10 protein-coding genes and 4 tRNA genes are annotated in these 14,286 nt (G+C 63.4%); 11 read left to right on the forward strand and 3 right to left on the reverse strand.

The window, feature by feature from the left end:
• The first annotated feature begins 174 nt into the window (after positions 1–174).
• A complete protein-coding gene (uvrB, locus tag M2D63_RS05320) occupies positions 175–2,190 on the forward strand; it encodes an excinuclease ABC subunit UvrB (protein ID WP_285861772.1) in 2,016 nt (671 codons plus the stop codon).
• Positions 2,191–2,265: 75 nt separating this feature from the next.
• Here uvrB and M2D63_RS05325 read toward each other — a convergent pair whose 3' ends face one another.
• Both M2D63_RS05325 and M2D63_RS05330 read right to left on the reverse strand, forming a co-directional pair.
• Positions 2,266–3,816: an MDR family MFS transporter gene (locus tag M2D63_RS05325; protein WP_285861773.1), complete on the reverse strand. Its 1,551-nt coding sequence runs from the start codon at positions 3,814–3,816 to the stop codon at positions 2,266–2,268.
• Positions 3,806–4,855, reverse strand: a complete 1,050-nt coding sequence (locus M2D63_RS05330) for an HlyD family secretion protein (protein WP_285861774.1) — start codon at positions 4,853–4,855, stop codon at positions 3,806–3,808. The genes M2D63_RS05325 and M2D63_RS05330 overlap by 11 nt, the downstream gene beginning before the upstream one ends.
• A 144-nt stretch (positions 4,856–4,999) precedes the next feature.
• On the opposite strand from M2D63_RS05330, the gene gltX reads away from it, so the two are divergent.
• From gltX to M2D63_RS05380, 10 genes are all read left to right on the forward strand, one after another.
• Complete coding sequence (gltX, locus tag M2D63_RS05335) at positions 5,000–6,481, forward strand: glutamate--tRNA ligase (protein WP_285861775.1); 1,482 nt, start codon at positions 5,000–5,002, stop codon at positions 6,479–6,481.
• A gap of 268 nt (positions 6,482–6,749) precedes the next feature.
• Positions 6,750–6,825 (forward strand) — tRNA-Ala (locus M2D63_RS05340).
• A 79-nt stretch (positions 6,826–6,904) separates the two neighbouring features.
• Positions 6,905–6,980: transfer RNA gene (locus tag M2D63_RS05345), tRNA-Glu, on the forward strand.
• 53 nt (positions 6,981–7,033) lie between these two features.
• Positions 7,034–7,109, forward strand: a tRNA-Ala gene (locus tag M2D63_RS05350).
• A 44-nt stretch (positions 7,110–7,153) separates the two neighbouring features.
• Positions 7,154–7,229: transfer RNA gene (locus M2D63_RS05355), tRNA-Glu, on the forward strand.
• A gap of 179 nt (positions 7,230–7,408) precedes the next feature.
• Entirely contained in the window at positions 7,409–7,948 is a 540-nt protein-coding gene (locus M2D63_RS05360; RefSeq protein WP_285861776.1) for a TetR/AcrR family transcriptional regulator, read from the forward strand.
• Between the two features lie 27 nt (positions 7,949–7,975).
• On the forward strand, positions 7,976–8,809 hold the full coding sequence (locus M2D63_RS05365) for an alpha/beta hydrolase (protein WP_285861777.1): 834 nt from the start codon (positions 7,976–7,978) through the stop codon (positions 8,807–8,809).
• 44 nt (positions 8,810–8,853) lie between these two features.
• Positions 8,854–9,294 carry a thioesterase family protein gene (locus tag M2D63_RS05370; protein WP_285861778.1) on the forward strand — a complete coding sequence of 147 codons (441 nt, stop codon included), beginning with the start codon at positions 8,854–8,856 and terminating at the stop codon, positions 9,292–9,294.
• Between the two features lie 49 nt (positions 9,295–9,343).
• Entirely contained in the window at positions 9,344–10,303 is a 960-nt protein-coding gene (locus tag M2D63_RS05375) for a tRNA-dihydrouridine synthase (protein WP_285861779.1), read from the forward strand.
• A gap of 113 nt (positions 10,304–10,416) precedes the next feature.
• Complete coding sequence (locus M2D63_RS05380; protein WP_285861780.1) at positions 10,417–10,863, forward strand: Hsp20 family protein; 447 nt, start codon at positions 10,417–10,419, stop codon at positions 10,861–10,863.
• 125 nt (positions 10,864–10,988) lie between these two features.
• Here the strand turns inward: M2D63_RS05380 and M2D63_RS05385 are convergent, their stop codons facing one another.
• On the reverse strand, positions 10,989–14,282 hold the full coding sequence (locus M2D63_RS05385) for a PAS domain S-box protein (protein ID WP_285861781.1): 3,294 nt from the start codon (positions 14,280–14,282) through the stop codon (positions 10,989–10,991).
• Positions 14,283–14,286 lie beyond the last annotated feature (4 nt).

The following is a 14,286-nucleotide window of genomic DNA, read 5'->3' on the forward strand; positions in this document are numbered from 1 at the left end:
GCAGCTTTTCCTGCTGTTTGGCCGAAATATTTTCGACCGTTAGTCGAATTGACCGGTCCGGTGAGGCAATTGCCCGCAACACTGAGTTGAAACTGGCACTCAGTGACACAAATTCGGTATAACTACTGTCTATAGATACAGTTGCCTGCAGCCGCGATAACACAGAGGTCCGTCATGTCCGAGTTTCAGCTCGTCACCCGTTTCCAGCCGGCCGGCGACCAGCCCGAGGCCATTCGCCTGATGGTCGAGGGCATCGAGGCGGGGCTGGCGCACCAGACCCTGCTCGGGGTGACCGGTTCGGGCAAGACCTTCAGCATCGCCAACGTGATCGCCCAGGTGCAGCGCCCGACCCTGGTGCTGGCACCGAACAAGACCCTGGCGGCGCAGTTGTATGGCGAGTTCAAGGCGTTTTTCCCCAATAACGCCGTGGAGTATTTCGTTTCCTACTACGACTACTACCAGCCCGAAGCCTATGTGCCGTCGTCCGACACCTTCATCGAGAAGGACGCTTCGATCAACGATCACATCGAGCAGATGCGCCTGTCGGCGACCAAGGCGCTGCTGGAGCGGCGCGATGCGATCATCGTCACCACGGTGTCGTGCATCTACGGCCTGGGCAGCCCGGAAACCTACCTGAAGATGGTCCTGCACGTGGACCGCGGCGACAAACTCGACCAGCGCGCCCTGCTGCGCCGCCTGGCCGACCTGCAGTACACCCGCAATGAGATGGACTTCGCCCGCGCCACCTTCCGTGTGCGCGGCGACGTGATCGACATCTTCCCGGCCGAATCGGACCTGGAAGCCATCCGCATCGAGCTGTTCGACGACGAAGTGGAGAACATTGCCGCCTTCGACCCGCTGACCGGCGAGGTGATCCGCAAGCTGCCGCGCTTCACCTTCTATCCCAAGAGCCACTACGTGACCCCGCGGGAAACCCTGCTCGAAGCGGTGGAGGGCATCAAGGAAGAACTGCAACAGCGCCTGGAGTACCTGCACAAGGCCAACAAGCTGGTCGAAGCCCAGCGCCTGGAGCAGCGCACCCGCTTCGACCTGGAGATGATTCTCGAACTGGGCTACTGCAACGGCATCGAAAACTATTCGCGCTACCTGTCCGGGCGTCCGGCCGGGGCGCCGCCGCCGACCCTCTACGACTACCTGCCGGCCGATGCCTTGCTGGTGATCGACGAATCCCACGTCAGCGTTCCCCAGGTCGGGGCCATGTACAAGGGCGACCGCTCACGCAAGGAAACCCTGGTCGAATACGGTTTCCGCCTGCCGTCGGCGCTGGACAACCGGCCCATGCGGTTCGACGAGTGGGAAAGCGTCAGCCCGCAGACCATCTTCGTCTCGGCGACGCCCGGGCCTTACGAGGCCGATCACGCCGGCAGGGTGGTGGAGCAGGTGGTACGGCCCACTGGCCTGGTCGACCCGCAGGTGGAAGTGCGTCCGGCCACCACCCAGGTCGACGACCTGCTGTCGGAAATCCGCAAGCGGGTGGCCATGGAAGAGCGCGTGCTGGTCACCACCCTGACCAAGCGCATGGCCGAGGACCTCACCGATTACCTGGCCGACCACGACGTACGGGTGCGCTACCTGCACTCGGACATCGACACGGTGGAACGGGTCGAGATCATCCGTGACCTGCGCCTGGGCACCTTCGATGTGCTGGTGGGCATCAACCTGCTGCGCGAGGGCCTGGACATGCCCGAGGTATCGCTGGTGGCGATCCTCGATGCCGACAAGGAAGGCTTCCTGCGCTCCGAGCGCTCGCTGATCCAGACCATCGGCCGGGCGGCGCGCAACCTCAATGGCCGGGCGATCCTCTATGCCGACAACATGACCGGCTCCATGGAGCGGGCGATCGGCGAGACCGAACGCCGCCGCGACAAGCAGATCGCCTTCAACCAGGCCAACGGCATCGTGCCCAAGGGCGTGGTCAAGGACATCACCGACATCATGGAAGGCGCCAACGTGCCCGGCTCGCGCAGCAAGAAGCGCAAGGGCATGGCCAAGGCCGCGGAGGAGAGCGCCCGCTACGAAGCCGAACTGCGCACCCCGGGCGAAATCGCCAAGCGCATCAAGCAGCTGGAAGAGAAGATGTACCAGCTGGCGCGGGACCTGGAGTTCGAAGCGGCGGCGCAGTTGCGCGACGAGATTGCTGCATTGCGCGAGCGAATGATTACGGCGTGAGGACGCCATCGCGGGGCAAGCCCGCTCCCACAAAGCCGGTGGGAGCGGGCTTGCCCCGCGATTCAGACGCCGCCGTCAGTGGGCCTCTCCCGCCTTCAACCCCTGCGGCAATGTCCGCGTCATCAACACCGCCACCATGCTGATCGCCAAACCGATGCCGACAAAATGGAAGGCATCGTTGTAGGCCATGATCATTGCCTGCTGATGGGTAATCTCGCTCAGTTTGCCCAGTGCCGCAGCGTCGCTGCCCAGCCTTTCAGCCAGCTGCGCCAGGCGCTCGGCGACCTGCGGGTTGCTCGGCACCAGCGACTCGCGCAGGTAGTCGAAGTACACCTTGGTGCGCGCATCCAGCAAGGTCGCCAGCAAGGCGATGCCGATGGCGCCGCCCAGGTTGCGCAGGATGTTGAACAGGCTCGACGCCGAGCCCGCATCCTGGGGCAGGATATAGGCCGTGGCGATCAGCGAGATGGTCACCATGATCATCGGCTGGCCGAGGGCGCGGATGATCTGGATCTGGTTGAACTGCTCGCCGGCGAAGTCCGGGTTGAGCACCCCGGAGCTGAAGCTGGCCAGGCCGAACAGGCCAAAGCCCAGGGTGCAGAGGATCTTCGGCGAAATCACCTTCATCAGCTGCGGCACCATCGGAATCAGGAACAGCTGGGGAATCCCCATCCACATGATCACTTCGCCGATCTGCAGGGCGTTGTAGTTCTGGATCTGCGCCAGGTACAGCGGCAGCAGGTAGATCGATCCATAGAGGCCAACCCCCATCCCCAGGCTGGCAATGCTCGACAGGCCGAAGTTGCGGTTGCCGAGAATGCGCAGGTTGATCAGCGGATTGGGCTTGGAGTACTGCACGATCACGAAGGTGATCAGGCTCAGCAGGGCGATGCTGCCCAGGCCGACGATCAGGCTCGATTCCAGCCAGTCCTTGCGGTGGCCCTCTTCGAGAAACACCTGCAGGCAACCCAGGCCCACGCCCAGGGTGACGATGCCGGCGTAGTCGGTGCTTTTCAGCAGTTCCCAGTGCGCCTCTTTCTTCTCCAGGCCATACATCAGGCCGCCGATCATCAACAGGCCCGGCGGGATGTTGATGTAGAAGATGTATTCCCAGCCCCAGTTCTCGGTGAGCCAGCCGCCCAGGGTCGGGCCAATGGACGGCGCGAAGGTGGCGGTCATGGCGAACATCGCCATGCCCTTGGCGCGGTGATGCTCGGGCAGCTTGATCAGGGTCAGGGTGAAGGCCAGCGGAATCAGCGCGCCGCCGGTGAAGCCCTGCAGGGCGCGAAAGACGATCATGCTCTCCAGGTTCCAGGCCATGGAACACAGCAGCGAGGAGGCCAGGAAACCCAGCGACACCCACACGGCCAGGCGCCGGGCCGAGAGCAACTGCACCAGCCAGGCGGTCAGCGGGATCATGATGATCTCGGCCACCAGGTACGAAGTGGAGATCCACGAGCCTTCCTCCAGGGTCGCCGACAGGGCGCCCTGGATGTCCTTGAGCGAGGAGTTGGTGATCTGGATATCCAGCACGGCCATGAAGGCGCCGAGCATCACACTCATTACTGCGATCCAGTCGCGCCGGCTGGGTTCGCCGACGGGACGGATCAACGCATCACCGGCCATTGTCGGTGTGGTTCCGGATGTCGACGATGGCGGTGACCGACATGCCCGGGCGGATCCTGCCGCGCAGCGGGTTGTCGGCCGCGAAGGTCAGCTTGACCGGAATGCGCTGTACCACCTTGGTGAAGTTGCCGGTGGCGTTGTCCGGCGGCAGCAGGCTGAACTGCGCGCCGGAGGCGGCGAACAGGCTGTCGATCCGGGCCTGGATCGGTGTGTCGGGGTAGCTGTCGAACAACAGTTCGGCCATTTGCCCAGGCTGCATATGGCCGATCTGGGTTTCCTTGAAGTTGGCCTGGACCCAGATGTCCTCATCCGGAACGATCGACAACAGGTAGGTGCCGGCCTGGACCACCTGACCATTGCGCGCGGCACGCTGGCCGATCATGCCGCTGATCGGGGCGCGGATTTCGCTGCGGGTCAGGTTCAGCTCGGCCTGGGCCAGTTCGGCGCGGGCGTTGGCAATCTGCGCATCCAGGCGCTTGAGCTCGGCGGACAGGGCATTGACCTGCTGGCGCTGGCCCTGCAGGTCGGCCTGGGCTTTGCTGACTTGTGAGCGGGCAACGTTGTTTTCCGCCGCCAGGGTGGTGACCCGTTCTTCCGATACGAAGCCCGGCTTGCGCAGGGCCTGGGCGCGGTTCAGGTCCAGTTCCCAGCGTCCCAGGGTGGCCTGGTTGGCGGCGACCTGGGCCTTGCCGGCGGCAATCAGGCTCGATTGCTGGGTCAGGCGGCTTTCGGCCTGCTGGTGTTCGGCCTCGCGGGTGGCCAGGGCGGCGCGGGCGCGCTCCACGGCCAGGCGGAAATCATCCGGCTCCAGGCGAACCAGCAGGTCACCCTTGGCGACATGCTGGTTGTCCTGGACCAGGACTTCATCGACACGGGCACCGAGCTGGCTGGAAATCCGCGTGATTTCGCCCTGCACATAAGCATTGTCGGTGCTTTCGTAGAAGCGACCCTTGATGTACCAGTGGGCGAGAAAGGCGAGGGCGACGAGCGCAACCAGGGTCATGAAAACCAGCAGGCGGCGTTTGAGTTGAGCAGGCATGAGTACCATCGTTCCAAAAATGTAAGCAAATTTAACAATGTTTGGATCCAGGCTCACAAGTGCCGATCGCGCCCATTGCTGGAGCCCGATGCCCGCTCCCTGTTAACATCCAGCCTTTGTTTCATCTCTAGTTCGAGACTGTCCATGACCACCGTTCGCACGCGTATCGCGCCTTCGCCTACTGGCGATCCCCACGTCGGCACCGCTTATATCGCCCTGTTCAACTACTGCTTCGCCAAGCAGCACGGCGGCGAATTCATCCTGCGTATCGAAGATACCGACCAGCTGCGTTCGACCCGCGAGTCCGAGCAGCAGATTTTCGACGCCCTGCGCTGGCTCGGCATCGAATGGAGCGAAGGTCCGGATGTCGGCGGCCCGCACGGCCCGTACCGGCAGAGCGAGCGGGGCGATATCTACAAGCAGTACGCCCAGCAACTGGTCGACCTGGGCCACGCCTTCCCGTGCTTCTGCACCGCCGAAGAGCTGGACCAGATGCGCGCCGAGCAGATGGCCCGCGGCGAAACCCCGCGCTACGACGGCCGCGCCTTGCTGCTCTCGCCTGAAGAAGTACAGCGCCGCCTGGCCGCTGGCGAGCCGCATGTGATCCGCATGAAGGTGCCGAGCGAAGGCGTCTGCGTGGTGCCGGACATGCTGCGTGGCGAAGTCGAGATCCCGTGGGACCGCATGGACATGCAGGTGCTGATGAAGACCGACGGCCTGCCGACCTACTTCCTGGCCAACGTGGTCGACGACCACTTGATGGGCATCACCCATGTGCTGCGTGGCGAGGAGTGGCTGCCGTCGGCTCCCAAGCTGATCAAGCTCTACGAATACTTCGGCTGGGAACAGCCGCAACTGTGCTACATGCCGCTGCTGCGCAACCCGGACAAGAGCAAGCTGTCCAAGCGCAAGAACCCGACCTCGGTGACCTTCTACGAGCGCATGGGCTTCATGCCCGAGGCGATGCTCAACTACCTGGGCCGCATGGGCTGGTCGATGCCGGACGAGCGCGAGAAGTTCTCCCTGGCCGAGATGGTCGAGCACTTCGACCTGTCGCGAGTGTCCCTGGGCGGGCCGATCTTCGACATCGAGAAGCTGTCGTGGCTCAACGGCCAGTGGCTGCGTGACCTGCCGGTGGAAGAATTCGCCGCACGCCTGCAGAAGTGGGCGTTCAACAGCGACTACATGATGAAGATCGCGCCGCACGTGCAGGGCAGGGTAGAGACCTTCAGCCAGGTCGCACCGCTGGGCGGCTTCTTCTTCGAAGGCGCGCTGAAGCTCGATGCCAAGCTGTTCGAGAGCAAGAAATTGTCGGGCGACCAGGTTCGCCAGGTGATCCAGTTGATCCTGTGGAAGCTCGAAAGCCTGCGCCAGTGGGAAAAAGAGCGGATCACCGGCTGCATCCAGGCCGTTGTCGAGGCGCTGGAGCTGAAGCTGCGTGATGCCATGCCGCTGATGTTCGCCGCCATCACCGGCCAGGCCAGCTCGGTATCGGTGCTCGATGCCATGGAAATCCTCGGCCCGGACCTGACCCGTTACCGCCTGCGCCAGGCCCTGGACCTGCTCGGTGGTGTGTCGAAGAAAGAAAACAAGGAGTGGGAGAAGCTGTTGGGCACTATCGCCTGACCTTTTTTCAATGTTGTACCCATCGCGGGGCAAGCCCGCTCCTACGGTAGGAGCGGGCTTGTCCCGCGATGCGTTTTAGCGGTCGCGCCCAATAAAACCGGGCGTTCCAAGGTAAGTGTTTGTTATCTCGGAAAAAAAATTCAAAAAAAGTCGAAAATAAATTTGACAGGTGTGCGATCCGATCTTAATATGCGCCCCGTCCACAGCGATGAACGAAAACGAAACGCGAAGCACCCAGCCAAGCGAATCAAGTTCAAAGCGACATTGTGGGGCTATAGCTCAGCTGGGAGAGCGCCTGCATGGCATGCAGGAGGTCAGCGGTTCGATCCCGCTTAGCTCCACCAAATTCCGATCTGGAGTTGGTAGTATCAACTTCAGAGTCAACCGGGCTCCAGCGACCGGGTTGGCAAGGTAAGAAGGTTCGTCCCCTTCGTCTAGTGGCCTAGGACACCGCCCTTTCACGGCGGTAACAGGGGTTCGAGTCCCCTAGGGGACGCCAGTTTCACACAAGCGACATCGAAAGAGGTCGCTGGGCCGCGAGGCTAGAAATCTGGGGCTATAGCTCAGCTGGGAGAGCGCCTGCATGGCATGCAGGAGGTCAGCGGTTCGATCCCGCTTAGCTCCACCAATTTTGCCAGGATTCGTGAAAACGGATCTGCACGAAGGTTACAAGTCCCCTTCGTCTAGTGGCCTAGGACACCGCCCTTTCACGGCGGTAACAGGGGTTCGAGTCCCCTAGGGGACGCCACTTTACCCACTTTGTGGGATTTCAAGGCTCATTCGATTATTGAATGAGCCTTTTGTTTTTTCCGCGAAAAAAACTTCCTTCCTCTTCCTTATGCACCCCCACGACAAATGGCGGGCGATAGTGCTTGCAGAAAAATATTATGAGAATAATATTGTGAGCATAATATTTGGAGGCAGGTCATGAACGACAAGAAGGCGAAAACCCGCGAACGGATTCTCGAGGCAGCCCGCAGTGCATTGATCCAGCACGGCCCCGCCGAACCCAGCGTCAACCAGGTGATGGGCGCTGCCGGGCTGACGGTCGGGGGCTTCTATGCGCATTTCGACAGCAAGGACGCGCTGATGCTGGAAGCCTTCCGCCAGTTGCTTGCCGAGCGTCGAGCCCTGCTCGCCGAAGTCGACCCGAACATGAGCGGCGAGGAGCGCCGTGGCCTGGTCGCCGCTTTCTACCTGTCGCGCAAGCACCGTGACGCCACCGAACATGCCTGCCCGTTGCCCACCTCCCTGGTGGAGATGGCGCGCCTGCCAGATGCCTTCCGCGAAGTCCTGGCCGAACACATCGAACTGATGATGGCCAACATGGCCGACAGCCCCGAAGACGCCGACAAGGTCCTGGCCGACCTGGCCCTGATGGTCGGTGGCATTGCCCTGGCCCGTGCCCTGGGCACTGATGAATTGTCTGACCGCATCCTGCGTGCCGCCAAGTCGGCGGTTGTCTGAACCTGCGCCATCCACCGGAGCGAAGCGATGAATACCTTGAGCTGGATTCGTAGCGTCAACGGCACCCTCGGACACCTGGTACCGGAGCATGTGGCCAGCAAGATGCGCCGGGCGTTCATGACGCCGCGCAACCTGCCGCCGCGGGACTGGGAGTTGCCGCTGCTGGCCCGCGCCGAACGTATTACCTTGCGCTTCGGCCTCTCGGCCTTGCGCTGGGGTCAGGGGCCAACGGTATTGCTGATGCACGGTTGGGAAGGGCGCCCGACCCAGTTCGCCCACCTGATCGATACCCTGGTGCGTTCCGGCTACACCGCCGTGGCCCTGGAAGGGCCCGCCCATGGTCATTCCCCGGGTAATCAGGCGCATGTCGTGCTGTTCGCCCGGGCCTTGCTGGAGGCTGCTGCCGAATTGCCGGCGCTGCGGGCGGTGATCGGTCACTCGATGGGCGGTTCTGCGGTCATGCTGGCCCTGCAGTGGGGGTTGCGCGCCGAGGCGGCGGTGAGTATTGCCGCGCCGGCGCAACTGCTGGGGGTGCTGCGTGGCTTCGCCCGCCGGCTGGGCATGCCGGCGCGGGCGCGAGCAGCCTTCGTGCGCCAGGTCGAGCGGGATGTCGGGATGCCGATTGCGCGCCTTGATGTGAAAGGCTATCAACTGGATATTCCTGCACTGGTCGTGCATGCCGAGGATGACGGCCTGGTGCCGTCCAGCGAGGCGCTGGCCATTCACGAGGCCTGGTTCGACAGTCGCCTGTTGCTGCTGCCCGAAGGGGGGCATCAGCGTGTGCTGTCCGACCCGCAACTGATCGAAGGCGTGCAGGCGCTGCTCGCGCCCAGGCACGCCAGCGAGCGGCAATCGGCCTGAGCATCCGGTACACTCTGCCCGTTCATCAGAGAACTGGAGCGGGCATGAGTTGGGATCTGGCAACACCGTTCACCATCGACCTGCGCGTCGGTGCCGAAGACATCGATGGCCTCGGCCACGCCAATAACGCGGTCTACGTCACCTGGCTGGAGCGCTGTGCCTGGCGCCACTCCCAGCGCCTGGGCCTGGACCTGGCCGAGTATCGGCGCCTGGACCGGGCCATGGCCGTGGTTCGTCACGAAATCGACTACCTGGCCTCGGCCTATGAAGACGATGAGTTGCAACTGGCGACCTGGATAGTCGACTGGGATCAACGCCTGAAAATGACCCGGCGCTTCCAGCTGGTGCGTCCCAGCGACGGCACCACCTTGCTGCGCGCGCAGACCACTTTCGTGTGTATCGAGTTATCCACAGGTCGGCCCAAGCGCATGCCCAGCGAGTTCATCGAAGGTTATGGTGCGGCGCTGATGGCCGGAGCGCTGTAGGCCGCGGATTTTGCTAGACTGCCGGCCTTTTTCAGCCGAGATGCCACCCATGCAAATTGCCCTGGCCCCGATGGAGGGGCTGGTCGACAACATCCTCCGTGACGTACTGACCCAGGTGGGCGGCATCGACTGGTGCGTCACCGAGTTCATTCGTGTCTGCGACCGGCTGCTGCCAGCCGCTACCTTCGCCAAGCTGGCGCCGGAGCTGGATCAGGGCGCCGCGACCACGGCCGGGGTGCCCTTGCGTGTGCAATTGCTCGGCTCCGACCCGGTGTGCCTGGCCGAAAACGCGGTGCTGGCCTGCGAGCTGGGCGCGCCGGTGATCGACCTCAATTTCGGCTGCCCGGCCAAGACCGTCAACAAGTCCCGCGGCGGTGCGGTGTTGCTCAAGGAGCCGGAGCTGCTCCATGCCATCCTGCGTGAAGTGCGCCGTGCCGTGCCTGCGCACATTCCGGTTACCGCCAAGATGCGCCTGGGCTTCGACAGCCCCGATGTGGCGCTGGACTGCGCCCGTGCCCTGGCCGAAGGCGGCGCCGAGCAACTGGTGGTGCATGCGCGGACCAAGGTCGAGGGCTACAAGCCACCGGCCCACTGGGAGTGGGTGGCGCGGGTACAGGACGTGGTCAAGGTGCCGGTGTACGCCAACGGTGAAGTCTGGACCTTCGAAGACTGGCAGCGCTGCCGTGAAGTCAGCGGCGTCGAGGACATCATGCTCGGCCGCGGCCTGGTTTCGCGCCCGGACCTGGCCCGGCAGATCGCCGCTGCCCGCGACGGCGTCGAGTTCGTACCCATGGACTGGCACGGCCTGTTGCCGCTGATCCGCGACTTCTGGGGCCAGGCGGTGGCGCAGATGACCCCGCGCCAGGCACCGGGACGCTTGAAGCAGTGGGTGGCGATGCTGACCCGTACCTACCCTGAGGCTGTGGAACTGTTCGCCGAACTGCGCCGGGAAACCGATTGCGATCGGGTTGGCCAGTTGATCGGCATGCCGGTCAGCCAGGCGGCGTGAAAATTTTCGTCGGGTTGCTTGAAAAGCCGGCGAGGGTCCTTATCTAAGGAGTACGCGATGCCGAAGTCGGGTCGCGCTACTACACAACCTCGCTGATTTTCAGGAGATGTACCATGACTACTGCTTTTTCTCTGGCTCCACTGTTCCGTCATTCCGTAGGCTTCGACCGTTTCAATGACCTGTTCGAATCCGCGGCGCGTAATGAGGCGGGTAGCAGCTACCCTCCCTACAACGTTGAAAAACATGGCGATGACCACTATCGAATCGTCGTTGCTGCAGCCGGTTTCCAGGAGCAGGATCTGGACCTGCAAGTGGAAAAGGGCGTGCTGACCGTCACCGGCGGCAAGCGTGACAGCAGCGGCGAAAGCGTCACCTACCTGCACCAGGGCATTGCCCAGCGGGCGTTCAAGTTGTCCTTCCGCCTGGCCGACCACATCGAGGTCAAGGCCGCGGGCCTGGCCAACGGCCTGCTCAGCATCGACCTGCTGCGCATCGTCCCGGAAGAGGCCAAGGCCAAGCGCATCCCGATCAACGGCGATAGCAAGCCTGCGCTGAACTGAGTGATGTGATGCACAAGAGGGCACCTTCGGGTGCCCTTTTTATTGGGCGCGTGTAGGAGCGGGCTTGCCCCGCGATACGGTGCAACTGGCAGACGGCAATCGCGGGGCAAGCCCGCTCCTACAGGTCACAGGGCCGGTGCTTCCAGCAACATCCGCCGGAACTCGCCCAGGGGCAACGGCCGGCTGTGCAGATATCCCTGGTACAAATGACACCCCAGCCGCTCCAGGAACTCCAGCTGCTCCGACAACTCCACCCCCTCGGCAATCACCGACAGGTCCAGGCTGCGGGCCATGGCCACGATGGCGCGGACGATCTCCGCATCGTTGGGGTCCTCCGGTGCATCACGGACGAACGACTGGTCGATCTTCAAGGTATCCACCGGCAGGCGCTTGAGGTAGGTCAGCGATGAATACCCGGTGCCGAAATCATCCATGGCGAAACTCACGCCATAGCGCTTGAGCTCGCGCATCTTGCTGATGGTGTCGTCCAGGTTCTGGATGACGATGCCCTCGGTGATTTCCAGCTTGAGCATGCTGTAGGGCAGGCGAAAGTCATCGAGGCTGCGCAGGACCCGCTCGACGAAGTCGTTCTGGCGGAACTGGCGCGGGCTGATGTTCACGCACAGGCTGAAGTCGTAGGCATCGATCAGGTGATCGCGCAGCATGCCGGCACAGGCATCGCAGGCTTCGTCGAGTATCCAGCTGCCCACTTCGAGGATCAGTCCGCTTTCCTCCAGCACCTGGATGAACTGCGTCGGCGGTTGCTGGCCCAGTTGCGGATGGTGCCAGCGCAGCAGCACTTCGGCGCCGACGATACGGTTGTCGCGGGCATCGACCTGGGGTTGGAAGTGCAGGGCCAGTTCGCCCCGGGCCAGGGCCATGCGCAGATCGCTTTCCATGCGCAGGCGTTCGCTGGCGGCCTTCTGCATGGTGGTGTGGAACAACTGGGTGGTGTTGCGCCCGGAGTCCTTGGCCCGGTACAGGGCGATGTCGGCGCGCTTGAGCAGGTCGGCGGGGGTCGTGCCGTGATCGGGGATCAGCGCCACGCCGATGCTCGGTGTCACCTGCAGGCGCTGGCCATCCAGGGACATGGGCTCGGCCAGCAGCTCGCGCAGGGTGTCGGCCAGTTCGCGGACCTTTTCCGTGACTTCGTCGCGGCTGCCCTCAAGGCCACTGAGCAGCACCACGAATTCGTCACCGCCCAGGCGCGCCACGGTGTCTTCCAGGCGCACGCTGGCTTCCAGGCGGGCGGTGATGATCTTCAGCACGGTGTCGCCGACCGGGTGGCCCAGGGAGTCGTTGATGTGCTTGAAGTGATCCAGGTCGAGGAACAGCAGGGCGCCGCGCAGGTTGTGGCGCTTGAGCAGGGCGATCTGCTGGCTCAGGCGGTCCATCAGCAAGGCGCGGTTGGGCAGGTTGGTCAGGGGGTCGTGGTAGGCCAGGTGACGGATCTGCGCCTGGGCGTTCTTCAGCAGGCTGACATCGCGGGCGGTGAGCAGCAGGCATTCGGTTTCATTGAGGGTGATCGGCTCGATCGACACCTCCACGGTGAGGATGTCGCCGCGCTTGTTGCGCCCGAGCATTTCCCGGTGGTGGACGCGGCCCTTGTCCTGGAATTCGCTGATCAGTGCCGAGCGTTGCTTGTCGTCGGCCCAGATGCCGATCTCGTACACAGTGCGGCCGATCACCTCGGCCGTGCTGTAGCCGGTCAGGCGGCAGAAACCGTCGTTGACCTCCAGGTAACGACCGCTGTCGAGTTCGGTAATGGTGATGGCGTCGGGGCTGGAATGAAACGCCTTGGCGAACTTCTCTTCACTGGCCTTGAGTGCCGCTTCGGCCCGTTGTTGCTGGGTGATGTCGCGCAGGGTGGTGACACTGCAGGGCTGGTCGTCGACCTTGATCAGGCGGCTGGATATCACGCAGGTCAGGGGTTGCCCATCACTGTGGTTGACCACCACGGCGACGTTGTTCAGGGCCTGGTCGCGGATCACCCGTTCGATGCGCCGGGCCCGCTGGGCCGATTCTGCCCACAGGCCGATCTCTTCGGCGGTGTGGCCGATCACCTGTTTGGTGTTCCAGCCGAAGGTCTGGGTGAAGGCCGGATTGATCTCGATGAACTGACCGGTGTCTTGGCGGGTGACGCAGATCGGGTCGGGGCTGGCCTGGAACAGACTGGCGAATTTTTCCTCCGAGCTGACCAGGCGTTGCTCGCGCTCGACCTGTTCGGTGATGTCCAGCAGGGTGCCGGCCATGCGTAGCGGTCTGCCTTGTTCGTCGCGGTACAGCCGGGCCCGGCTTTCGATGTAGCGCGAGGTGCCGTTTTCCAGCTGGATGCGGTAGGTGAACTGGTAGTTGCCGGCCGGTCCTTCGCGCAGGGTGCGGTAGGCCTGGCGCATCGTGGTGCGCTCATGCTCCGGTACCCCTTCGAAGAACGCCTCGAAGGACTCGTGAAAAGGCACCGGCTCCAGGCCGTGCAATTCCGCTGCACGGGCCGAGCCATAGAGCATGCCGCTGGGAATGTGCCAGTCCCAGGTGCCCATCTGCGCGGAGTCCAGGGCCAGGTCGAGGCGTTCCTGGCTGTCCTTGAGGGCTTGTTCGGCGCGCTTGCGTTCGCTGGTGTCGACAAAGGTGCTGAGCAGGCAGGCCGTGCCTTCCAGTTCGATGTTCTGGGTGCTGAGGATGCCGTCGTGGATCTTGCCGCTGCTGGCGCGAAACTGCACCTCGAGGATCACCGGGCCGCTGGTGTTGCGGGTGGCTTCGAGCACGACATTGCGCTGCTGCGGATTGACCCACAGGCCCAGCTCGATGGTGGTCTTGTTGACCACCTGCTGGCACGGCCAGCCAAGGATCTGTTCGAAGTGCTGGTTGACCTCGTAGATCAGGCCGTCGGAGCGCCGGCTCAGGAGAATCACGTTGGGGCTCAGGTGAAACAGGGTGGCGAAGCGCTTTTCCGAGTTGATCAGCGCGGTTTCCCGTTCGCGCTGGCGGGTGATCTCGCGGATCACCCCGATCATCTGCGGCCGGCCATGCTTGTCCTTGGCCAGGCTGCCGTTGATCTCCAGCCAGTGCAGGCTGCCGTCGGGCCAGCGGATGCGGTGGCGCAGGGCCTGTTCCACCGGCTCGCCGTTGATCACCGCATGAAAGGCCTGCAAGGTGCGGGCGCGGTCTTCTGGGGGGAGCAGTTCGAGGTAGTCGACGTCATTGGGCAGCGGCTGGTGGGGATCGAAGCCGAACAGCGCCTGGGTGCCCCGCGACCAGCTGATCTGCCCGGTCTCGACGTCCCAGAACCAGGCCCCCAGGCGCGCGCCATTGAGCGCCGCCAGCAGCTGCGGGGCGTTCTCCCAGGTTTCCTCCAGCGCCTGGGGGTCTGCCGCATGAATGCGCGGCAGGCGCGGAAAGGGATTCGCTGATTTGGGCATCGAT

The organism is Pseudomonas sp. BJa5, assembly GCF_030272875.2.
In the GTDB taxonomy this organism is placed as follows: domain Bacteria; phylum Pseudomonadota; class Gammaproteobacteria; order Pseudomonadales; family Pseudomonadaceae; genus Aquipseudomonas.